15 protein-coding genes, 2 tRNA genes, 3 rRNA genes and 1 pseudogene are annotated in these 23,243 nt (G+C 33.6%); 4 read left to right on the forward strand and 17 right to left on the reverse strand.

Translation table 11 applies throughout. The features are described 5' to 3' along the window. Positions 1-143: 143 nt before the first annotated feature. On the forward strand, positions 144-383 hold the full coding sequence (locus FMM58_RS07440; RefSeq protein ID WP_150140806.1) for a ComEA family DNA-binding protein: 240 nt from the start codon (positions 144-146) through the stop codon (positions 381-383). Positions 384-715: 332 nt separating this feature from the next. On the opposite strand, the gene rrf is transcribed toward FMM58_RS07440, so the two are convergent. From rrf to FMM58_RS07480, 8 genes are all read right to left on the reverse strand, one after another. Next, positions 716-832, reverse strand: a 5S ribosomal RNA gene (gene rrf, locus FMM58_RS07445). Positions 833-927: 95 nt separating this feature from the next. After that, positions 928-4,087 (reverse strand): 23S ribosomal RNA (locus tag FMM58_RS07450). Between the two features lie 528 nt (positions 4,088-4,615). Then, positions 4,616-4,692: transfer RNA gene (locus FMM58_RS07455), tRNA-Ile, on the reverse strand. 4 nt (positions 4,693-4,696) lie between these two features. After that, positions 4,697-4,772: transfer RNA gene (locus FMM58_RS07460), tRNA-Ala, on the reverse strand. A 133-nt stretch (positions 4,773-4,905) separates the two neighbouring features. Then, a 16S ribosomal RNA gene (locus FMM58_RS07465) occupies positions 4,906-6,418 on the reverse strand. Together the 16S, 23S and 5S rRNA genes with 2 tRNA genes alongside form the textbook arrangement of a ribosomal RNA operon. A gap of 380 nt (positions 6,419-6,798) precedes the next feature. Then, the gene (locus FMM58_RS07470) at positions 6,799-7,137 is read right to left on the reverse strand and encodes an NINE protein (protein WP_150140804.1); all 339 of its coding nucleotides are present in this window, start codon (positions 7,135-7,137) and stop codon (positions 6,799-6,801) included. Between the two features lie 71 nt (positions 7,138-7,208). Further along, a complete protein-coding gene (gene pdxA / locus FMM58_RS07475; protein ID WP_150151071.1) occupies positions 7,209-8,303 on the reverse strand; it encodes a 4-hydroxythreonine-4-phosphate dehydrogenase in 1,095 nt (364 codons plus the stop codon). Next, a complete protein-coding gene (locus tag FMM58_RS07480; protein ID WP_150151074.1) occupies positions 8,300-9,073 on the reverse strand; it encodes a pyridoxine 5'-phosphate synthase in 774 nt (257 codons plus the stop codon). Before FMM58_RS07480 ends, pdxA begins: the two co-directional genes overlap by 4 nt. 56 nt (positions 9,074-9,129) lie before the next feature. Between FMM58_RS07480 and FMM58_RS07485 the strand changes: the two genes are divergently transcribed. After that, positions 9,130-10,083, forward strand: coding sequence for a Ppx/GppA family phosphatase (locus FMM58_RS07485; RefSeq protein WP_150151077.1), 954 nt, complete (start codon positions 9,130-9,132; stop codon positions 10,081-10,083). Here FMM58_RS07485 and FMM58_RS07490 read toward each other — a convergent pair. From FMM58_RS07490 to lgt, 9 genes and pseudogenes are all read right to left on the reverse strand, one after another. Further along, positions 10,067-11,128, reverse strand: coding sequence for a hypothetical protein (locus FMM58_RS07490; protein WP_150180544.1), 1,062 nt, complete (start codon positions 11,126-11,128; stop codon positions 10,067-10,069). The genes FMM58_RS07485 and FMM58_RS07490 overlap by 17 nt on opposite strands. After that, entirely contained in the window at positions 11,103-11,519 is a 417-nt protein-coding gene (locus FMM58_RS07495; RefSeq protein WP_150180545.1) for a glycosyltransferase, read from the reverse strand. The genes FMM58_RS07490 and FMM58_RS07495 overlap by 26 nt, the downstream gene beginning before the upstream one ends. A gap of 8 nt (positions 11,520-11,527) precedes the next feature. After that, positions 11,528-12,223 (reverse strand): tetratricopeptide repeat protein, encoded by a 696-nt coding sequence (locus FMM58_RS07500; protein WP_150151083.1) that lies wholly within the window; start codon positions 12,221-12,223, stop codon positions 11,528-11,530. Further along, the gene (locus tag FMM58_RS07505; protein ID WP_150140790.1) at positions 12,224-14,053 is read right to left on the reverse strand and encodes a dynamin family protein; all 1,830 of its coding nucleotides are present in this window, start codon (positions 14,051-14,053) and stop codon (positions 12,224-12,226) included. Beyond that, positions 14,043-16,229: a dynamin family protein gene (locus FMM58_RS07510; RefSeq protein WP_150140788.1), complete on the reverse strand. Its 2,187-nt coding sequence runs from the start codon at positions 16,227-16,229 to the stop codon at positions 14,043-14,045. The genes FMM58_RS07505 and FMM58_RS07510 overlap by 11 nt, the downstream gene beginning before the upstream one ends. A gap of 30 nt (positions 16,230-16,259) precedes the next feature. After that, positions 16,260-16,985, reverse strand: coding sequence for a fumarate reductase iron-sulfur subunit (locus tag FMM58_RS07515; RefSeq protein ID WP_150140787.1), 726 nt, complete (start codon positions 16,983-16,985; stop codon positions 16,260-16,262). After that, entirely contained in the window at positions 16,978-18,969 is a 1,992-nt protein-coding gene (locus tag FMM58_RS07520) for a fumarate reductase flavoprotein subunit (RefSeq protein ID WP_150140785.1), read from the reverse strand. Before FMM58_RS07520 ends, FMM58_RS07515 begins: the two co-directional genes overlap by 8 nt. Before the next feature lie 21 nt (positions 18,970-18,990). Then, a pseudogene (locus tag FMM58_RS07525) lies at positions 18,991-19,704 on the reverse strand (fumarate reductase cytochrome b subunit); the annotation flags it as partial. A gap of 64 nt (positions 19,705-19,768) precedes the next feature. Further along, complete coding sequence (gene lgt / locus FMM58_RS07530; protein WP_150140781.1) at positions 19,769-20,584, reverse strand: prolipoprotein diacylglyceryl transferase; 816 nt, start codon at positions 20,582-20,584, stop codon at positions 19,769-19,771. Positions 20,585-20,672: 88 nt separating this feature from the next. On the opposite strand from lgt, the gene FMM58_RS07535 reads away from it, so the two are divergent. After that, positions 20,673-21,542 carry a hypothetical protein gene (locus FMM58_RS07535; protein WP_150140779.1) on the forward strand — a complete coding sequence of 290 codons (870 nt, stop codon included), beginning with the start codon at positions 20,673-20,675 and terminating at the stop codon, positions 21,540-21,542. Positions 21,543-21,555: 13 nt separating this feature from the next. Further along, the gene (gene ilvD / locus FMM58_RS07540) at positions 21,556-23,232 is read left to right on the forward strand and encodes a dihydroxy-acid dehydratase (RefSeq protein WP_150140777.1); all 1,677 of its coding nucleotides are present in this window, start codon (positions 21,556-21,558) and stop codon (positions 23,230-23,232) included. Positions 23,233-23,243: the final 11 nt, after the last annotated feature.

Here is a 23,243-nt window from a genome sequence, read left to right on the forward strand (position 1 = left end):
TGTATTGAAAATTACTTTTTTCAAACTTTTTTAGATTGTGCAAAAAATAAATTATTAAAAATTTATGCTAATGTTATTTTTTATCTTAAATTCAAATATTTTTAGTTAGAATTCAAATTCATTTTTTAAAAAAAGGAAAAATCATGAAAAAAATTTTATTTTTAATCTTTGCTTTTGTAGGATTTTTATTTGCTACTATAAATATCAATACTGCCACAATAGATGAATTAAAAAGTTTAAATGGTGTTGGTGATGCAAAGGCTAATGCTATCATAGAATATAGAAACGAACAAAATTTCACTAGTATCGAAGATATTAAAAAAGTAAAGGGTATTGGTGATAAAATTTATGATTCGATTAAAGATTCTATCAGCGTTGAATAAATAAATTTAAAGCTTAAAAATCGCTTTTATTAAGCGATTTTTATATAAATCTCAAATTTGCATTTTTTTTTAATTTATAGCACTTGATTAAGACAAACCCTGTTAAAATTAAAAAAATACATTTAAATGTAATTTTTTTACTTTTCAAAATTGCTAAAAAATGTTATAAACTTATTCTTTTATAAATTAATATAAGTCTTGTAATTACTAAAAATTAACACTTTTACTTAAAACTGACATGTTCTTATGAAATAAAAAAATAATAATTTTTATATGAAATACACTCGAAAAAAAGTAAATAAAAAAGAATAAAGAAATCATAAAAAAAACAAAGTCCGCAATGAGCTACTTTCCCCATGTCAGTAAGACGTAGTATCATCACCCACGATATGCTTAGCTTCTTGGTTCGGGATGGCACAAGGCGTTTCCACATCTGTATAATCACGGACATTGTTATATAAATATTTTTTTAAAATATTTATATAACAATGTTAAGAAGCAAGTTTAAAAACACTATAAAACCTTAACAAGGAAGTGATGCTATTAAAGTAAGCCAAACGCTCTATTAGTACTGGTCAGCTAAAGGACTTTCATCCATTACACACCCAGCCTATCAAACTAGTAGTCTACTAGAGAGCTAAGAGAAGATTCATCTTAGAGTTGGCTTCACGCTTAGATGCTTTCAGCGTTTATCCTATCCAAACTTAGCTACGCTGCGATGCTCTTGGCAGAACAACAGCTACACCAGTGGTTTGTTCAACCCGGTCCTCTCGTACTAGGGTCAAATCTCTTCAATCTTCTTACGCCCACGGCAGATAGGGACCGAACTGTCTCACGACGTTCTGAACCCAGCTCGCGTACCGCTTTAAATGGCGAACAGCCATACCCTTGGGACCTGCTCCAGCCCCAGGATGCGATGAGCCGACATCGAGGTGCCAAACCTCCCCGTCGATGTGAGCTCTTGGGGGAGATCAGCCTGTTATCCCCGGGGTACCTTTTATCCTTTGAGCGATGGCCCTTCCACTCAGAACCACCGGATCACTAAGACCGACTTTCGTCTCTGCTCGACTTGTATGTCTTGCAGTTAAGCTGGCTTATACCTTTATACTCTGCAAACGATTTCCAACCGTTTTGAGCCAACCTTTGTAAGCCTCCGTTATTATTTGGGAGGCGACCGCCCCAGTCAAACTACCCACCAGACATTGTCCTACTTGAGGATAACTCAAGCTAGTTAGCTACCCAAATAAGAAAGAGTGGTATCTCAACAATGGCTCATAATAAACTGGCGTCTATTACTCAAAGCCTCCCACCTATCCTGCACATTCTTATCCAAGCAGCAGTGTCAAGCTATAGTAAAGGTCCACGGGGTCTTTCCGTCTTGCCGCGGGTAGGAGGAATTTTCACCTCCACTACAATTTCACTGGATCCCTCTTTGAGACAGCTCCCATCTCGTTACGCCATTCATGCAGGTCGGTATTTAACCGACAAGGAATTTCGCTACCTTAGGACCGTTATAGTTACGGCCGCCGTTTACTCGGGCTTCGATCAAGAGCTTCGCTAATGCTAACCCCATCAATTAACCTTCGAGCACCGGGCAGGCGTCACACCCTATACATCCTCTTGCGAGTTAGCAGAGTGCTGTGTTTTTGGTAAACAGTCGGGAGGGACTCTTTGTTGTAAGTTTCTTTGCTTTCGCAGTAAATGCTAATACAAAGCTAACCACACCTTATACCGAAGATACGGTGCTATTTTGCAGAGTTCCTTAAAGAGAGTTCTTCCACGCGCCTTAGAATACTCATCCCACCCACCTGTGTCGGTTTACGGTACGGGCAACATAAACTAAACTTAGAAACTTTTCTTGGCTCGACGGCATCAGGGGTTCTCCTCGCTATCCGAAGACTTTGAAGAGCCTTTCAGCTCTCGGAGTATTCTTATACGGATTTGCCTATATAAGCTCCTACAACCTTAGACTAGCACTTCCATCCGCTAGCCCCCCTAGCCCTAAGCGTCCTTCCATCGCACATTTATGTTGGTATAGAAATATTAATCTATTTGCCATCGCATACCCCTTTCGGACTTTGCTTAGGACCCGACTAACCCTACGATGACGAGCATCGCGTAGGAAACCTTGGGTTTACGGCGAATATGATTCTCACATATTTTATCGCTACTCATGCCTGCATGCTCACTTCTATTCGCTCCAGCACTCCTTACCGGTATACCTTCAACGCAAATAGAACGCTCTCCTACCACTTGCACTTAATTCTAATTACTTTTATGTTGATAAAGTTTACAACTAAAATCAAAGAATATTGTATAAAATTTCTATATTTGCTTTATAGTTTGACATCAAATAAGATATTGAATTTATACAAGTTAATTTTTTTATTTTTTTGTTCTTAAATAACTAGAATTAAGTGCAAGTCTAAAGCTTCGGTACTCATTTTAGCCCCGTTATATTTTCCGCGCAAAATCACTAGACCAGTGAGCTATTACGCTTTCTTTAAAGGATGGCTGCTTCTAAGCCAACCTCCTGGTTGTTTAAGTAACTTCACATCGTTTTCCACTTAAATGAGATTTAGGGACCTTAGCTGTTAGTCTGGGTTGTTTCCCTCTTGACGACGGATTTTATCACTCGCCGCCTGACTGCTATGATTACATTAAAGGTATTCGGAGTTTGATAGGGTTTGGTACATTGGTGTATGCCCTAGCCCATTCAGTGCTCTACCCCCTCTAATTACGACATAACGCTATACCTAAATATATTTCGGAGAGAACCAGCTATCACGAAGTTTGATTGGCCTTTCACCCCTATCCACAAGTCATCCCGGGGCTTTTCAACGCCTATGGGTTCGCTCCTCCACTAGCTCTTACACTAGCTTCAAGCTGCTCATGGATAGATCACTTCGTTTCGGGTCTGCAGCATCTGACTATATGCCCTATTAAGACTCGCTTTCGCTACGGCTTCGCGTTTGCTTAACCTTGCCAGACACCACAACTCGCAGGCTCATTATGCAAAAGGCAGTCCATCACACTTATGAATCCTTTTGAAGAATTTTGGCTTTGCTTTTTAGCTTAGATAAATTTAAAAAGAAAAATTTAAAGTCTAAGCTTATTTTTTATAATTCCTCAAAAGGACTCATAATAGTGCTCTGAATGATTGTAAGCAAATGGTTTCAGGTTCTATTTCACTCCGCTCACCGCGGTTCTTTTCACCTTTCCCTCACGGTACTTGTTCGCTATCGATCTGGTATTAGTATTTAGGGTTGGAGAGTGGTCTCCCCAGCTTCGGACAAAATTCCACGTGTTTCGCCCTACTCAGGATACTGCTAGCTAAATCTTGGTTTCGCACACGGGGCTATCACCCTCTTTGACTATCCTTTCCAGAATATTATGCTTACCGTAATTATTGCACATTGCAGTCCTACAACCCCCAGTGCAAGCACTAGGTTTGCCCTCTTACGTTTTCGCTCGCCGCTACTAACGTAATCTCTTTTGATTTCTTTTCCTAAGGGTACTAAGATGTTTCAATTCCCCTCGTTCGCTCCATTTAGGTAATATATCTCTAATATATTGGGTTGCCCCATTCGGAAATCTATGGATTAAAGCTTCTTGACAGCTCCCCATAGCTTATCGCAGTCTAGTACGTCCTTCATCGCCTTTACCAGTCAAGGCATCCACCATTCGCTCTTAGTAGCTTACCTTTTTGATTTACTTTTTAACGCACGGAGTAAATTCGTGCTAAAAGTAACAAAAGTTAAAGACCTACCCCACCAAGCCTTATAAAAGCTTGAAAGTTTAAGCTTAACTTTATCACTTAATTAAAAAGTATTGTGCATAAATAAGCATTTAAATTTAAAAATTAAATTTAAGCTGTATTTATATAATTCTAAAACGCATCACTTCCTTGTTAAAGTTTTATACGATTAAATTCTTTTATCTAAGACGGAAAGCATTCAAAAACTTATATTAAGCAAAAATATAAGACGTGATATTTGAAACTTATATCTTTAAAAATTTAAAGATAAAAATAAAATTCTTTAATCCCTTTAACAAGTCCTGTAAAATTGTTTAAAAACTTGCTTGTGACTCTTAACAATGATAATTAAAAGAACATATAATAAAAAAATTATTATCTTAGGTCTTAAAACCTAAAATAAAATTATAAACTATAATCTTATTTTAGCTTTCAAGACTAGTTATTAATAAATCTTACTAAGATTGATAAATAATGGTGGGCCTAACAAGACTTGAACTTGTGACCTCACCCTTATCAGGGGTGCACTCTAACCAGCTGAGCTATAGGCCCTTTATGGTGGAGAATAGCGGGATCGAACCGCTGACCTCCTGCGTGCAAAGCAGGCGCTCTCCCAGCTGAGCTAATTCCCCGAATTATCTCGTATTTTAAGTTAGCTTAAAATTTATATTTATTTGCACTATTTTTATTATCAATCTTTAAAATCTAAACAAATGAGGATTGAGTTTTAGTAAGTCTTGTGAGAGAACTTACTTTGTACTCTAGAAAGGAGGTGATCCAACCGCAGGTTCTCCTACGGTTACCTTGTTACGACTTCACCCCAGTCGCTGATTCCACTGTGGAGAGTAGCTAGTTTAGCATCCCCTCTTCGAGTGAAATCAACTCCCATGGTGTGACGGGCGGTGAGTACAAGACCCGGGAACGTATTCACCGTGACATGGCTGATTCACGATTACTAGCGATTCCGGCTTCATGCTCTCGAGTTGCAGAGAACAATCCGAACTGGGACATATTTTATAGATTTGCTCCACCTCACGGTATTGCGTCTCATTGTATATGCCATTGTAGCACGTGTGTCGCCCTGGGCGTAAGGGCCATGATGACTTGACGTCGTCCCCACCTTCCTCCTCCTTACGAAGGCAGTCTCCTTAGAGTGCTCGGCCGAACCGTTAGCAACTAAGGACGAGGGTTGCGCTCGTTGCGGGACTTAACCCAACATCTCACGACACGAGCTGACGACAGCCGTGCAGCACCTGTCTCTAAGTTCTAGCAAGCTAGCACCCCTTTATCTCTAAAAGGTTCTTAGGATATCAAGCCCAGGTAAGGTTCTTCGCGTATCTTCGAATTAAACCACATGCTCCACCGCTTGTGCGGGTCCCCGTCTATTCCTTTGAGTTTTAATCTTGCGACCGTACTCCCCAGGCGGTATGCTTAATGCGTTAGCTGCATTACTGAGATGACTAGCACCCCAACAACTAGCATACATAGTTTAGGGCGTGGACTACCAGGGTATCTAATCCTGTTTGCTCCCCACGCTTTCGCGCCTTAGCGTCAGTTAAGTTCCAGCAGATCGCCTTCGCAATGGGTATTCTTGGTGATATCTACGGATTTTACCCCTACACCACCAATTCCATCTGCCTCTCCCTCACTCCAGATTATCAGTTTCCCAAGCAGTTTAATGGTTAAGCCACTAGATTTCACAAGAGACTTGATAATCCGCCTACGCGCCCTTTACGCCCAGTGATTCCGAGTAACGCTTGCACCCTCCGTATTACCGCGGCTGCTGGCACGGAGTTAGCCGGTGCTTATTCCTTTGGTACCGTCAGAATTCTTCCCAAAGAAAAGGAGTTTACGCTCCGAAAAGTGTCATCCTCCACGCGGCGTTGCTGCGTCAGGCTTTCGCCCATTGCGCAATATTCCCTACTGCTGCCTCCCGTAGGAGTTTGGACCGTGTCTCAGTTCCAATGTGACTGATCATCCTCTCAGACCAGTTAAGCGTCATAGCCTTGGTAAGCCATTACCTTACCAACTAGCTGATACTATATAGTCTCATCTTTTGCCGAAAAACTTTCCCATTTTATCTTGTGATAAAACGGAGTATAGGGTATTAGCACTCATTTCTAAATGTTGTCCCCTAGCAAAAGGCAGATTAACTATATCTTACTCACCCGTGCGCCACTAATCCACTTCTAGCAAGCTAAAAGCTTCATCGTTCGACTTGCATGTATTAGGCACGCCGCCAGCGTTCACTCTGAGCCAGGATCAAACTCTCCATAAAATAAAGAAAGTTTAATCTTTTATAATCTTTTTTCAAAGACTTCAAAGAAAATTTATAAGCTTAAAGCTTATCTCTGACTCAATCGATCACTTATTTAGATTTCAAAGATTGACTAATAAGATTTAAAAATAACAATACTAAATTAAAGAACAAAATTCAAAACAATACTAAAATTATTTTGGATTTGAGTTTCGTGTTTTTTGACGAAACGAAGTGAAATTATATAGAATTATTCTTAAATGGAGTTTAAAAAGGTAAGGGTTAGGTGGGGAATTTGGAAAAAGTTTTTTTGTGAGTTGAAATTTAATAAATTTAGGGAAGTGGGAAAAATTAAGGATATAAAGATTGATAGGGTAAGTACAAAGCTTGGAGGCTTTGCATTAAAGAACCTTTAAAACTTTGTTTAAATTATCTTTTTTAATACCTTTCCATACAAAAAAATCAAGCCATATCCAAAGTCCCAAAGTAAGCCACCATAAAAATAATTTAGCAACGCCTAATCCCATATCGCCTTTATAAAATCTATCTACCCCAAGGGTACCAAGGAAAATACCTAAGATAAGCCATATAATAGGATTTTTAAGATTTAAAAATGGCAATTTAACATTAAAATCTTCCATTTGTTGTGGTGAAAGCTTATCTAACTTGCTTTTTAATAATGGAGCACCTTCTGATGATATCTTATCTTGTAGCGACATAAGTACAATGTTTGAGTCCATGTTTTCTCCTTTTTGTAAAATTTGAAAACGCATTTTATTAAAAAAAAAAAAAAATCAAGTTGCCCTAAAAGCTATTTGCTTGAAAGCTTTATAGCAAATTTTACTGCTTGCTTGTAACTTTTTGTATTTAGTTTAAGTCCTTTAAATGCCTTATCAAATGCTGTTCCATGGTCTACGCTTGTGCGAATTATTGGTAAATTTAAACTTACATTAATGCTTTTTTCAAAATACAAGGCCTTTAAGGGTGCAAGGCCTAGGTCATGATACATTGCAATAAGCCTATTGCAATGCTTTAAATTAGCCTTTAAAAAAGCTGTATCTGCTACCAATGGATAAGGGATAAAAACATTTTTTTTATGCTTTATAATTTCATTTTGTAAATTTTCATTATCTAAAAATTCTTTAAGTTCTTTTGTATCGCCTGTTGTGTTTAAAAAATTTATATAAGCGTTTGTAAACTTAATCGCTTTTTTTATGATGAGTTCTTCTCTTCCACCTATTACTCCATTATCAGATGCATGTGGATTAAAGCCTAAAACACCAATTTTTTTAAATTTGCTTTCTTTGTAAAAATCATAAAAAAACTCGCACAATGCCTTAAATTCAATCTTTGAACTTACTTCATTTAAGGCAATATGCTCAGTAAAAAGCCCTACAAATAACTCCTTGCAACCTAGCATCATAATGGCTTGTTTATTATAAAATTTTCTTAAAAATTCAGTATGCCCCTTAAACTCGATACTCGCTCTACTCCAAGCTTCTTTATTTATAGGCAAGGTTACAAGGGCATTTGCACGTTTTTTTGCTACAAAATTATTTGCTGCTGCAAAGCTTAAAAAAGAATACATTCCACTTTGTTCGCTAACCTGTCCAGGTCTTATTTTAAAATCTCTGCAAACTTCAAAGTTTATAGCACTTGTATAAGAATAAATATTAAATTTCTTGCCCTTTTTAATTAGTTTAAAACTATCATTTACGCCCTTGTGAAATTCCACTAGATTAACATTTTTAAGCCCTAAATTTGCAAGTTTTAAACCTTGTTTTAATAAATTTTTATGCACAAAATAAAAAGGGATGCATATCTTGCAAAGTTCTTTGTGAGTTTTTGCTAAAAGTTCGACGCTAATGCCGTTTATATCGCCTATGCTAATGGCTATTTTTTTCATCTTTTAAGCAAGGCCTTCATTTCTAAAATCGCTTCTTTAAGCCCTACAAAAATAGCCCTTGCAACTATGCTTTGGCCTATATTTAACTCACAAATTTCATTGATTTTAACTATTTCTTTTACATTATGATAATTTAAACCATGTCCAGCAGCTACTTTTAAACCCAAGCTTTTGGCCTCTTTTGCACAAATTTTAAGCTTATTTAATTCATCTTTAAGTCTTTGTTTAAGCTCAAATTTTGAAAGTTTAAGCTCATCTAATGCAAAAGCTGTATTATTGATATTTGTAAATAAGGCATTATATAAATTTGCATAATTACCTGTATGAAGTTCGATAAACTGGGCTTTTAATTCAAATGCCTGTTTAATATCCTTTAAATTTGGATTGATAAATAAAGATATCTCAATGCCAGCATTTTGTAATTTTTCAATGCTTAAAACAAGGTCTTTATTGTCTAAATTTAAACCACTCTCAGTTGTTAATTCTTCTCTTTTTTCAGGCACCAAAGTAACCCTGCTAGGTCTTAAAGTCGTAGCTAAATTTATAATTTCATCCACACAAGCACATTCTAAATTTATAGGTAATTTGCAAAATTTAATTAAATTTATTAAATCAAAATCTTGGGTATGGCGACGGTCTTCTCTTAAATGTATAGTGATTTGTTCGCACAAATTTTCGCATATAAAAGCTGCTTTTAAAAGGTCTGGGTCATTTACCATTCTTGCTTGTCTTAAAATGGCAATGTGGTCGATATTTACGCCTAAAAACATTAATTTTCCTTTAAAAATTTTTGCTATTATACTAAAAAAATTTAAAGGAAAAGTTTATGCTTGGGATTGATTTGGGTTCAAATACTATGCGTGGCGTTGTAATGGATGAAAATTTTAAAAAAATTGATAGTTTTGAATTTATAATTGGGGCTGCTAAAAATCTTAATGAAAGTGGCAAAATAGGAGATGAGGCTATTTTAAGACTTAAAAATGCCCTGACAAAGCTTAAAAAATATGATTTAAAAAATGCTAGAGCCTTTGCTACTGCTGCCTTTCGTAAGGCTAATAATACAAATGAAATTTTTGAAAATTTAAAAAATGAATTTGATATAAATTTTAAGACAATTGACGCAAAAACTGAGGCAAGATTAAGCATTTTGGGTATGAAATTTGGGCTTAGAAATTTAAAAATGAGTGGTGAGTTTGGCTTTATTGATTTAGGTGGGGCGTCATGTGAGTTTACTTTTAAAAGCTATTTTCAAAGCTTTGATTTTGGCATTATTAGCTTTTATGAAAGGGCTATTGAAAACCCCCTAGCAATGCAAAGTGCTTTAAAATGTCCTTTTTTAAAAAATACAAAAAATAAAAGACTTAAATTACAAGCTGTGATAAAAGATAAAAAGCTTTTAAACCTTGCATTTAAAGCCTTTGAAGAGGTAAAATTTATGAAAAAAATGATTCATAAAATGAAGTGTAAAAATATAGTTTTAAACTCGGGCGTTCCTACTACTTTAGTCTCTTTAAAACAAGGGCTAAGATATGATGAGTATGATTCAAATTTAATAAATGGTAAAAGTTTAAGCAAAAATGATTTTTTATATCTAGGGCTTAAAATTTGGTCCATGAGTGAAAACGAGGCTAAAAAATGGGTCGGGTCCATGAGAAAAAATTACCTCGTAGCAGGTTGCTTTTTATTTTACTCCATTTTAGAAAATGAAAAGATTATAGTAGTTGATGAAGGTTTAAGGGAGGGAATTTGTCTTGAAAAGGTGATTAGTACCTTTTCTTAAATTTTCTTTTTATTAAAAATATATCTATTAAGACAAATTTTATTAAACCCCCAAGATACCAGTATTTATAGGCTTTGATAAAGCCTTGACCTAGTTTATAGCTTAAATGTTCTTTACATTTTAAACCATCTTCATAATTTGCATAGCTTTCAAGTGGTGATAAAATGTGCTTGTGCTGCTGAGTAGCTAGTTTAAATTTAGCACTTTCTTCTTTGTGAAGTGCGTAAATATAACTTAGCACGAAAGGCAATCTTATGTAACCCATGAGGGATTTTGAATTTTGTATCATTGCAAAACCAAGCTTATATGAGAGCTGGTTTTTAACCCTTGCTACAGCGTTTGTTTTAATATCTTGTGAAATGCTAAGATTGACATTTAAATTTTGATATTTTTTATTTAGTTCTTTTTTAAGGGCTATTGTTTGAAGTTCTTTAAATTCGCGTTTTGCCTTAAATAATCTTAATTCTTCTAAGTCCTTTTGTTGTGCTATATTTGGTTTAGCCCTTAGTTGTTTAATGGCTTCTAAATCAAGTTTTTCTTTATTTATATAAGATAAAAGTTTATACATTTTGCTTTCTTGTAAATCAATGTCAATTAAATCAAGTCTATCAATAAAGCCAAATTCATTAACGCAAATTTTGTAATTTACCATCCATTCGTAAAGGCAAAATAGTACATCCTTGTTTCTCCAAGGTTTATTCGCAAATCCTGCTAAATGCCAAATATCGCTACTTGCACTACTAGATACTAGATTAACATTTGCAAATGGAATTAAATGTTTAGTATTTAACTTATATTTATCAATTAAAACCCCAAAGGGTGATTCATCGCTTAGGCATAAATCATGATGCCTTTGTACTTCAAAAATAAAACGTAAATTTTCAAAGCATTCTTTAGTTAAATTATTTTGTGTTTTTTCTAGTAAGGATTTGTTTAAATGAAAGAGTCCACCATTTGGCTTTATATTTTCACCCTTTATACCAAGGCTTTTAAGATACGGCTTTGTGATATATGCATTTTTACATAAAGCCCCCCCCCATGTCATAATCAAAGCTAAGGGCTCTATCAAAGATATCACGGGTTACTAACATATCGCTATCAAGCCATAAAACGCTATCAAATTCTTTTAAAAGTTCAAAAATATAAAATTTAGCATACAGTATATATCCATTGCCCCATCTTTTATTATCTGGCCAAGGAATTTTATCTATATCCCCCGGATAATCTTTTTTAAAATCTTGTATACCATAATATCTAAACTCAACCACTCCCGGCCAAATGCTTTCAATCTGCCTTTGAATCTGCTCACTTATACCATCATACATTACAATAATCTTTGTAATATCCTTTTTATTATACCTTTTAAGCCCTACTATAACATTTGCCACAGCAAAGTCTAAATTTTCATCACTTGCCATTAAAACTGCAAAACTCATTTTATTCCTTAATATAATTTAATATCCTTACTATTTAACTCCTTATAAATAGCACAAGATTGCTCATGTCTTTTATCACAACCCATAGCAAAGTATCTTTTTGCCATATTTATCTCGTTTTTTTCTTTTTGATAATAACGACCCAATAAATAACAAGCCTCTCCAAAATCTAAACTACAAGACTTTGAGTAATAACTAAGGGCAGTTTTTAGATTCTGCCTAACTAGTGTCCCATTTTCATAAATAGAAGCTAGTTTATAACAAGCCCTACCATCTTTTAGATTACAAGAAGTGTGATAAAAATAAATAGCCATTTCCCCATCTTTTTCCTTTTCATAAAAAAGCCCTAAAGTGTTACAACTTTGCGTATCATTTAGCTTACAAGCATTGTGAAACTGCAAAAGAGCTTCATTTTCCTTGCTCTCACTTCTTAAATTAATAGCTAAATTTGAACAAGCCTTAGCAAGTCCAAAACGACAAGATTTTTCATAAAATTTATTTGCATTTGTTATATTTTTACTAACGCCTTGGCCATTTTCATTCATGTAAGCTAAGAAAAAACAAGACTTTGCACTGCCCTTTTCGCAAAGATAATCAAAAATTTCATAGGCCTTTACAAAATTGTTTTTATCATAAAATTTCATGGCCTCGTTTATATCTCCAAAGGCAAAAATGCTTAAAAATAACAAAAGCAAAATTCGCATTTATAAGTTCTCCAAGTCTTTTTTTATACTTAAAATCAAGCTTAATCTTTTATTTAATTCGCTTTTTTTCTCATCTATAAAGGAATTTTTCTGACTAATAATATCAAAATTTTCATTAAAAAAAGACTTAATAATCTTAGTAATAACTGGCTTAGATATAAGCAAGGCTTCAAATTCATATACATTTAACTCGGTTAAAACCCTTTCATAAATTTCACTTTTTTTAGGATAAAAAAGTGAAAATTGCGTGCTGTCTAGCTCGTAAAATGCTCTGCTTTCATTAATCTTTCTACTAAAAAAACTAAGACTTAATTTTGTAGCATTTTCATAATTTGCAAAGGCCTTTAAATTCAGTTTTTCAAAAAAGATATCGATTTCTAAACAATGCTTAAATAAAGCCTTTTCAAAGTCCTTTAAAAAATACTCATCACTTGCATTTGCAAAGGCCCTAAGTTCGCTAAAATTAATCTCGCTTTGCAAAAAATTATCCTTTTGCAAATTTGAAAACCTAGCCTTAAAAAGCAAGATATCCTTATGTAATTTCTCAAAACCTTGCCTTAAATCGCTTTTTAAATTTTCAAAAGAAATACCTAATTCATTTTTCGTTTTTTTAAATTCCTTACTCATAATATCAGAATTGTAAAACATAGCCAAAAAGGCATCATCACTTGATATATAAGGACTTTTGTAATCATATTTAATAAATAAGCCATTTTTTAAAAAGCCCTTAGCCTCTTTGTAAAAATGAGCGTCCTTTTCCTTTACATAAGAAAAAATCTCCGTACTTATTCGCTCACTTATGCTTTTAAGCTTATCTAAAAGCTGGTGACTTAAAATTTCTACCCTTTCAAGCAAATTTTTAAAATACTCTTTTAAATAGCTTTCAAAGTCTTTAAATTCATTTTGTAAACGCGTAAAAACCTCTTCAAAAAGCCTTGTTTCATTTTCTAAAATTTGAGTGTAATAAAGCATTTTTCTCTTGGTAAAATTTTCTTTCAAGCTTTTTTTATCCAAATTTTCAAAATATTTTAAAAGCAAAGGAAAATTTGATTTTTCATAGCTTTTTTCTTCTTTTGCCTCTTTGCAAGAAATGGCAATTACTTCTTTAAAATATTGATTAAAAACGCCCTTTGCATAGTTTAAAACATTATTAAGCTCACTTTCATTTAGCTTATCTTTTTGATTTAAAACGCAAATGCTTTGACCCCCTAAAAGTTCTAAATTTGCCTTTATAGCATCTTCTTCGCTTTTTTTACCTGCATTGTCAATCAAACTTAGCCACACTACAGCGTGAGTGTTTGATAATTCTTTCATAGTTGTAAGTGTGTCTGTATCGTTTGCATTAAGGCCTGGGGTATCTACAAGGGTGATTTCTTGCAAGATTGTTGCAGGGGCATAAATGTGCAAAGAGGTTGCTTCTTTATTGCTTTGTCTTTGGTCTGTATAACTTGCTAACTCGCTAATATCGGTTACCTTATCACTACCATCTTTAAATTTAATTCTTAAAAAATAATCCTTTCCAAAGTGCAAAAAAGTAGGCTTAAAGGTAACGGGGATAACGCCTGTTGGAAGACATTCTTTTTTTAATAACAAATTTAAAAGACTTGATTTTCCACTTGAAAATTGACCTATGATTGCTATATTTACATTTTTATCAAGGCTAAAAAGAAGTTCGTCTAATTCATCAGTCATAGCCTTACTAAGATGCATAAAGGGTTCTTTTAATCTTTTACAAAGGGCGTTAATCTGCCCCTTAAAGCTTTCATCAAATTTTACTTCAAAGGCATTGTTATAAGCGTTTATAAAGTCATTTAAAATTTTAATTTGCATTTAAAAGTCCTATTTTTAGCTGATTTAAAAGAGCTATTTTTTCGTTATTTTCTTCGTAGGTACTGGTAAAATTTACATTTTCATTATTTAAATTTGAAAGCAAGGCTTGTAAATTTTGTAATTTTTCATTTTGCATTTTTTCAAAATGTTGCAATTTTTCATTTAAAAAATTAAAAAAGGTGGAATTTATATTTAAGCTATCAAGCATTTTATTCAATTCAAAATCCTTGAAACCCTGTAAAATCATAGTATCAAGTTCTTTTTCAAGCATGAAAAGTTCCATTTTTTGCTCACACAATTTTGAAATTTGCATTCTTAAAAGGGCGAATTTTTCTCCTGAAAATATATTATCAATATTTTTAGAAATACCGTCTTTAAAGGCTTCAAAGCCGTTATCAAAATCATCTTGCAAGAATTTATACTCAATGCTTAATTTTGTCTTTATATCATCAATCTTTTTTAAATTTTCAAACTTAACCTCTCTTAAAATATCATTTATCCCATCTTTTACGCAAATATCAATAATATTTAAAATACGGGCTAAATTAAGCTTTTTAGCATTATTTTTAATATAGCTAAGCTCATCAACAAGCCTTTCTTTAAGCTTTTTAGCCAAAAGTAATAATAAATTTTCAATCCCACTTTGGATATTTTCTAACTTATCCTTACTAAATTTAATCTCGTTTTTTGCAGATTCTAAGGCCTTTTTTTGTTCCTTAAATTCCTTTAATAAATTCTCATTTTCAAGGCTTAAATTCGCACTTTTATCCTTTAATAATTTATTTGCAAGTTCATATTCTTCAATAAGGGCATTTAATTCTAGTAAAAGTTCTTTTTTATAAGCATTTAGGGCAATTTTGCTTTTTTGCCCTCCATAAAGGGCATTAAATAAATATTCTTCAAATTCTAGCATTTTGCTTTCTTTTAAAGAATTTTCATTAGCCTTTTTTTGATAAAAATCACTAGCCTTTTTTGCACTAACACATAAAAAATCAATCTTTTCTACTAAATTTATATCAACTGCTTCAAGTCTATTTTGAAGGCTATTTTTAGTATATTCTATCACTTCATCAAGTTCATTTTGACTTAATAAATCAGCCTTGGTAAGTACTATTAAGAATTTATTTAAGCGAGAATTTAACAAACAATTTATTAAAAATTCGCTATCTTTTTGCGTTAGACTTTGACTTGCATTCATAAGGTGTATTAAAAAATCGCTTTCTTTTAAATACTCATTTGTGACAATCTCCCTTTGAACCACTATATCATCAAGCCCCGGAGTGTCAACTACTGAGATATTATTTTGTAAAAATTCTAAATTTGTGTAAAGTTCGATCTTTTTAATAAGAGCTGATAGCTTATTTTTAGCACTGCTAAAATCCTTTAAAGTATTTATTGGAATTTCTTGTATTTTATTTTCTTTAAATACATAATCTTTTATATTTACTTCTTTTTCTAACTTCAAAACAAAATCATTTAACTCGTCACTAAACTTAGCCGATTTTATTATATTTTCCCATTCATTTTCATTCCAAAAATAAATTTTAGCTATATTAGAATCCCCATATTTTAAAATGGTTAAATTTGCAGTTTCAGGTATATTAGAAACGCCTAAAAAATCTTCTTTTAATAAAGCATTTAAAAGGCTTGATTTACCAGCATTCATAACGCCTGTAATAGCTATGTTAAATTCTAAATTTTTAAATTTATGTAACGTACTTTGCAATCTTTGTTTTGTATTTTCACTTAAGCTAAGTTCTTGTAATTTTAAATTTATACTATCAAGTTCTTTAAAACTTGCTTTAAATTCGGCTTTTTTATCGATTTTATTAACTTCTAATTTTTGTAAAAATTCACTTATTAAAATATTATTTGAAACATTTTCTAAAATTTTTAACGCCTTTAATAAATCATTTTTATCTAAAAAACCTTCTTTTATAAGCTTTATAAGGCAAAGTTGAGTGTTTTGAAGTTCAAAAATATCAACCCTGCATCCTATTTTTTGAAAAATGTTTTTAAATTCTTGTAATAAAAAATATCTTTCATAATTTTGTAAATTTGCACTTAAAATTATGGCACATTCTGAAATATCAAGGTCACACTTAAAATTAGCATTTATATCTAAAAATTGTAAGCGATTTTGCCAAGTTTGTTGTAAAAACTCTTGTAAGTTCATTAAGAATTCCCCCTAAAAATAGGGGAAATTTTATTTATTAGCTTGTGAAACAAGTTGTCTTCTCATGTAAGCAATTTTACTTTGCAAAGGTAGAGATTTAGGACAGTTATCCTCACAAGCTAACAAGGACATACAACCAAATGCTCCATCATCATCACCAACTAATTCATAAAAATCTTCTATGCTTCTATGATCATGTGGGTCTTGCAAATATCTAGCTGTTCTTAAAAGCCCAGTAGCAGCTATGAAATTTGGTCTCATCAATTTTGTAGCACAACTTGCAACGCAAATTCCACACTCTATACATCTATCAAGTTCAAAGGTTTCATAAGCAACAGCAGGGTCGATTGGCTCTTCTAGCTTAGAAATATCAACTTCTTTATCATTATGAACCCAGCTTTCAACTCTCTTACACATAGTCTCAAACCACTCACCCGTATTAACGCTTAAATCCTTAATGTGTCTAAACGCTGGCATAGGCATTAATTCAATCTCGCCATCAGGATAATCCTTTGTCAAGGTCTTACAAGCAAGTTTAGGAACGCCATTAATCATCATCGCACAACTTCCACAAATACCAGCACGACAAACAAAATCAAAACTCAAATCAGCGTCCATTTTTTCGCGAATTGTAGTAAGACAAACAAAGACTGTCATAAAAGGAGTTTCCTCAAGTTCATAGGTCACAAAATGTGGCTTAGAAATTTTGCTTAAAGGATTATATTTAAAAGCCCTAATTTTTAATGTTCTACTCATAATCTACTCCTACTCTTTGATTTAATGCTTTATATTTTGCTTGAAGTTCATAAGGCATTAAAGCGTGTTGAATTTCTTGTCGGCTTTTGCCCTCACTTTCCATTTTTTCACGAATCGCATCAACTTCTGCTTGACGTTTTTCACTTAAAGGATTTTCTATGATATTACCCTTTGCACCATATCCACGAAAGGCCGGTGGCATTTCCATTTTCATAATATCAAGTTCATCATACTCAACCCTTGGCATAGTTTCACCCTCAACCCAATAAGTAAGTGTTCTTTTACACCAATTTAAGTCATCTCTTTTTGTATAATCTTCTCTATAATGTGCCCCACGACTTTCAGTCCTATCTAGTGCACCCTTAGCAACGCAAAGTGCAACTTTTAGCATTCTAGGCACCCTGTAAGCTTCTTCAAGTTCAGGGTTTGCAGTGTCTAATTCTTTACTATGAACCTTAACATCTAAAGAATGCTTATAAAGTTCTTCAAGTTCATTAACTGCTTCTTGTAAGCCCTGTCCTGTTCTAAATATAGCTACCTTATCCCACATTAACTCTTTCATTCTGTTTTTTATCTCAAAAACATTATATTTTCCTTCTTTAGTAGTTAATGATTTAAGATATTGATATTCTTTGCTTAAAAAATCTTTTACTATATTTGTATCAACCACCTCGCCATTATTCTTACAATAATCAGCAAAATAATCACCTATAATCATACCAGCTACAACCGTTTCAGCACAAGAATTTCCACCTAAACGATTAAAGCCATGCATATCCCAACAAGCTGCCTCACCACAAGCAAAAAGACCATTTAACCATTGGCTTTCACCTGTTGGCTTAGTGCGAATTCCACCCATTGAATAATGTTGCATAGGTAAAACAGGAGCCCAACCCTTTGGACCCTCATCTGCTGGGTCTATGCCATTAAAGGTTTTACATATATCTTGTACGTCGCGTAAATTTCTTTCAATATGAGCACGGCCAAGTATTGAAATATCAAGCCATAAGTGATCTCCATAAGGACTTTTTACACCCTTACCCTTACGAATATGTTCCATCATGCGACGACTTACGACATCTCTACTTGCAAGTTCTTTTTTTTCAGGTTCATAATCAGGCATAAAGCGATAACCATCAACATCACGCAAAATTCCACCATCTCCACGACAGCCCTCAGTAAGTAAAATTCCACTCGGTACAATAGGAGTTGGGTGAAATTGCACTGCTTCCATATTTGAAAGTCTGCAAAGCCCTGTTTCAAGTGCTATAGCTGCACCTGTTCCTTCACAAATAACTGCATTTGTAGTTTGTTTATAAATTCTACCATACCCACCAGTAGCTAACATTGTCCCTCTTGCTATATAAGCAATTAATTGACCATTTGTTAAATCTCTAGCTATTACACCTAAGCATTTTTTGCCATCGTGCATAATGCGTACTGCTTCCATTCTATCTATAATCTTTACTTGGTGTTTAATGGCCTCATTTGCTACGCCATAAAGCATACAATGCCCTGTCGCATCGGCTATATAACAAGTTCTCCATTTCTTAGTACCACCAAAATCCCTTGCATTTATAAGTCCATGAGAGGCTTCTTTTTCTTCGATAACGGTTTTTTGTGCGTTAATAACAACCGTTCTTGGACCCTTTGTAACTCTAGTCCAAGGCACACCCCAAGAGGCTAATTCACGTACTGCTTTTGGGGCAGTTTGTGCAAACATTCTAGCTACTTCTTGGTCGCATCCCCAATCCGAACCTTTTACCGTGTCGGCAAAGTGTAGATCCTCATTATCACCCTCTCCCTTAGCTCCATTTCCTAAACTTGCTTGCATACCACCTTGAACAGCTGCTGAGTGCGACCTTTTAACAGGACAAATACTCAAAAGTGTTACACTTTGACCACTTTTTGCTACTTCAATGGCTGCACGAAGACCTGCTAAACCTCCACCTATTATCAAAGCATCACTATATTGTATATTCATAAATTTGCTCCATTAATATAAATTTGAATAACCGATTTTTGCAAAGGCTGCAAGACTTAAAATTCCTAAAACCAAGAAAATAATACCTATAATCCATTTTGCAGCTTTTAACTTTTTACGGCTTTGTTTTGCATCTTTTCCTTCAAACCAACCCCATTTAACACAAAGTCTATAAAGACCTATACTACCATGAAATTCAACGCAAAGAAGTAAAACTATATAAAATAACCACATAAAGTGATTTACAACTCTAGCACCTGATAGCTCACCTGTGATTTTATCAGCATTTGTAATAATAATAACTAGGTGCGCAGAACCAAGAAAGAACATTATAAAACCTGTGAAAGCTTGAACCCACCAAAGTGAAGTATCGCTATGTTTCATCTTTTTAGTATGTGTTCTTAGAATTTGGTATTGACGATAATTTATAGGAAATTTTCTCATCGCCAAACAAGCATGTATAATAAATATGATTAAAACACAGGCTGCTAAAAACGAGGTTACATAACTCATAACAGGGTTATCATAAACAAATTTTAATTCTAAAATATGAACAACAGAATTAAAAAACTCTTCGCTAACTAAAATAGTCGATACAAAAATCATATGTATCCACATAAAAAGCCCTAAGAAAAGGCCAGTAGCACTTTGGATAAAGTCTAATCTTGCAGGTATTCTACTTTTTTTACCCTCAAGCGACTTACCAAAATATCCTTCGATAAGCTGAGTACTCATCTTTACTCCTTAAAATTAATGTTTGAAAATGTAAGTATTATATTACATTAGCCTTTAATATAAATTAAATCCCTTGTTTTTTAAATTTTAGGTGAACATAAAGTAACATTGCACAAAAAAACATTAGTAAACTAAGCACTTGACCCATGCTAAAATTAAGCCATACAAATCCCATACCAAAATCAGGTTCCCTATAAAATTCACAGATAAAACGAGCTAATGAATAAAGTCCGGCATATGCTATTATTAACTCACCTTTAAAATTTTGTTTAATTTTAATTAAATAAATAAAGACAAAAACCACAAGACCTTCTAAAATGGCCTCGTAAAGTTGTGATGGATGCCTTAAAACATCATTTACATAAATGCCCCAGGCTACATCAGTAACACGTCCAAATAATTCTTGATTTAAAAAATTTCCAATTCTACCAAAAAAATACGCCAAAGGTACGCTTAAGGCCACTAAGTCTAAATATAGCCAAGCATCTTGTTTGTGTCTTTTACAAAAGGCAAAGGTTGCTATAAAAAATCCAAGCACTGCCCCATGATAACTCATGCCACGAATTCCTACAAATTCGCCATTATGATAAGGATTAAAAATTTCCCAAGGTCTTATTAGATACCAAAGGGTATTATCATCATAAATTAAAATATAACCAAGTCTAGCCCCTAAGATTACGCCAATTTCTACCCATACAAAATAATTATCAAGCATAGCATTGCTAATATTAATCTTAAATTTCTTAACAAAGAATTTTCCCAAAACCAAGGCTAAAAGTAAGGCAATAACATACATAATGCCATACCAATGAACCTTAAAACCAAATATAGAAAACGCTACTACATCGAAATTTGAATAAATATTTTGCCAAAAATTCACAATCTTTTCCAAAAAATTTTGTAAAAATATAGCAAAAAAACTTTAACTTGTTATAATTTCACAAAAATTTCTAAAAAAGGTTTAGCAAATGAAAAAATATCTGCTCATTATAAGCTCTTTGTCTTTAGTGATTTCCTTATTTTTCGCAGCGTGTGGAGGTGCTAGTTCTACCTTTGTAAATGTTTCTATGCCAAATTTCAAGCCTCAAGTTAATCCTGATATAAAGCCTGTAAGTTCAGGTGCCCGGGTAGCTTTACAAGAAATAAACATAGAAAGAAACAACAACTACACTGATTATTTTGAAAATTCTGTTTTAAGGATAAGGATAGATGAAGAAATAGAACTTTTAAAGCAAAATTTAGAAGAACAAATGAAAAATATTATCGCCTTAAAGGGCTATGAGTTAAGCAATTCCAACCCTCATTATAAGCTTACAAGTAATATTACAATTTATATTGATGAAAGTAACGCCCAAAAAAGTGAACAATGGCTAAGTGGCGAGTCAATAACTTCAAATTTAGGACTTAGATTTGAAGGACATATTGATTTTATCAACGCAAATAAGCCTCAAAGTGCGACAAATATTAAAAGCAATACCCAACTTGATTCTAATGTAGAACTTGTATATCCTATAAAAAGCACAGAAGGAGTAAACATGTTTAAAACCACGCTTTCTTCTGTGCCAACTCAGTTAAATAAGGGCTTAGAAAGACCTGCCTTTGAGATAGATAAAAGCTTTTTATCCTTTTATAAAAGCACTTTAAAAAGCCTTTATGAAAATATGCCAAAGGCTACAGGCTTTGAAGGTAGTGAAACACAAAACGAGGAAGGTTATGCTGAATTTAATATAGATAATAGCTTTGATGAAGAAAATGTTAAAGCTGTAGAAACAAGCACAAACGAAAGCCAAGAAAACATACATAAACACGAAGATGATGGCTTTGTAATATTTGATTAAAAAAGGATAAATTATGAGAAGTGATGCGATAAAAAAAGGACATTTAAAGGCCCCAAATCGCTCTTTATTAAGGGCTTGTGGCTTAAAGGATGAAGATTTTAATAAGCCCTTTATAGCAGTAGCCAATTCCTATATAGATATAATACCTGGTCACTTTTTTTTAAATGATTATGCAAAAATTATAAAGGATGAGATTAAAAAAAATGGCTGTGTGCCCTTTGAATTTAACACTATAGGCGTTGATGATGGCATTGCTATGGGGCATGGGGGTATGCTTTATTCTTTGCCAAGTCGCGAACTTATAGCAAATTCTATAGAAACTATGATGAACGCTCACCAACTAGATGCCCTTATTTGTATTCCAAACTGCGATAAAATAACCCCTGGAATGCTTATGGGTGCATTAAGGGTAAATGTACCTACTATCTTTGTAAGTGGTGGTCCTATGAGTGCTGGTTATAGTAAAAGTGGAGAAAAACTTACCTTAAATAGCGTTTTTGAAGCTGTTGGGGCCTTTGAAGTAAATAAAATAGATGAAGATACCTTAAAGGATATTGAGTGCAAGGCCTGTCCTGGAGGAGGTAGTTGTAGTGGTATGTTTACAGCAAATTCTATGAATACATTGTGCGAAGCCATGGGAATTGCCTTAGAAGGAAATGGGACTATCTTAGCCCTAACCCCACAAAGAGAAGAATTGCTTAGAAAGGCAGCAAAAAGAATTTGTGAGATTGCCTTAGATGATAAATTTAAAATAAAAAATATTATAAATGAAAAAGCCGTTAAAAATGCTATGGTTGTTGATATGGCTATGGGTGGAAGTTCAAATACGATTTTACACATGCTTGCAATTTCAAGAGAGGCAGGTTGTGCCCTAGATATAGCTAGTTTAAATGAGATTAGCAAAAAAACAGCCCATATTGCTAAGATAGCCCCTTCTTTACCTAGCGTTGTAATGAGTGATATACATGAGGCCGGTGGCGTAAATGCTGTAATGAAAGAAATTTCTCTGCAAAGTGAAAATTTATTAGAACTTGATGCATTAACAATAACTGGCGAAAGTATAAGAGAAAGAATTAAAAATGCTACAACTCATAATAAAGAAGTGATTAGAAAAATAGACAATGCCTATTCAAAGGTAGGAGGTCTTGCTATTTTATTTGGAAATTTAGCCTTACAAGGTTGTGTTGTAAAAACTGCTGGTATTATGGGAGAGCGTAAATTTAGTGGCAAGGCTGTTTGTTTTAATTCACAGGACGAGGCAATAAAGGGCATTATAAAGGGTTCAGTTAAAAAGGGTGATGTATGCGTAATTCGCTATGAAGGGCCAAAGGGAGGCCCTGGTATGCAAGAAATGCTAAGTCCTACTAGTTTATTAATGGGAATGGGTCTTGGAAGTGATGTAGCTTTAATAACCGATGGTAGATTTAGTGGGGCTACAAGGGGTCTTTGTATAGGTCACATTAGCCCTGAGGCTGCTGAGTCTGGTTTAATAGGACTTTTAAGGGATGGTGATATTATAGATATTGATGTTGATTCTTATACAATAAATGCTCGTTTAGACGAAAGTGAGATTAAAAAAAGAAAAAAAGAATTTAAAATACCAGAAAAAAATCTAAATTCAAGATGGTTAAAAATGTATCAAAAACTAGTAAGTAATGCTAGTAAGGGTGCAGTACTTGACATGGATTAATTTAACTAATG

Source organism: Campylobacter sp. LR291e (assembly GCF_008633915.1).
Taxonomy (GTDB): domain Bacteria; phylum Campylobacterota; class Campylobacteria; order Campylobacterales; family Campylobacteraceae; genus Campylobacter_D.

Excerpts from the sequence above, each read along its gene's own strand:
- FMM58_RS07515 (WP_150140787.1), bottom strand. The coding sequence starts at position 16,985 with ATGAGTAGAACATTAAAAATTAGGGCTTTTAAATATAATCCTTTAAGC.
- FMM58_RS07500 (WP_150151083.1), bottom strand. The coding sequence starts at position 12,223 with ATGCGAATTTTGCTTTTGTTATTTTTAAGCATTTTTGCCTTTGGAGAT.
- FMM58_RS07535 (WP_150140779.1), top strand. The coding sequence starts at position 20,673 with ATGAAAAAATATCTGCTCATTATAAGCTCTTTGTCTTTAGTGATTTCC.
- ilvD (WP_150140777.1), top strand. The coding sequence starts at position 21,556 with ATGAGAAGTGATGCGATAAAAAAAGGACATTTAAAGGCCCCAAATCGC.
- FMM58_RS07470 (WP_150140804.1), bottom strand. The coding sequence starts at position 7,137 with ATGGACTCAAACATTGTACTTATGTCGCTACAAGATAAGATATCATCA.
- FMM58_RS07490 (WP_150180544.1), bottom strand. The coding sequence starts at position 11,128 with ATGACATGGGGGGGGGCTTTATGTAAAAATGCATATATCACAAAGCCG.
- FMM58_RS07505 (WP_150140790.1), bottom strand. The coding sequence starts at position 14,053 with ATGCAAATTAAAATTTTAAATGACTTTATAAACGCTTATAACAATGCC.
- FMM58_RS07520 (WP_150140785.1), bottom strand. The coding sequence starts at position 18,969 with ATGAATATACAATATAGTGATGCTTTGATAATAGGTGGAGGTTTAGCA.
- FMM58_RS07480 (WP_150151074.1), bottom strand. The coding sequence starts at position 9,073 with ATGTTTTTAGGCGTAAATATCGACCACATTGCCATTTTAAGACAAGCA.
- FMM58_RS07495 (WP_150180545.1), bottom strand. The coding sequence starts at position 11,519 with ATGAGTTTTGCAGTTTTAATGGCAAGTGATGAAAATTTAGACTTTGCT.
- FMM58_RS07440 (WP_150140806.1), top strand. The coding sequence starts at position 144 with ATGAAAAAAATTTTATTTTTAATCTTTGCTTTTGTAGGATTTTTATTT.
- FMM58_RS07485 (WP_150151077.1), top strand. The coding sequence starts at position 9,130 with ATGCTTGGGATTGATTTGGGTTCAAATACTATGCGTGGCGTTGTAATG.
- pdxA (WP_150151071.1), bottom strand. The coding sequence starts at position 8,303 with ATGAAAAAAATAGCCATTAGCATAGGCGATATAAACGGCATTAGCGTC.
- FMM58_RS07510 (WP_150140788.1), bottom strand. The coding sequence starts at position 16,229 with ATGAACTTACAAGAGTTTTTACAACAAACTTGGCAAAATCGCTTACAA.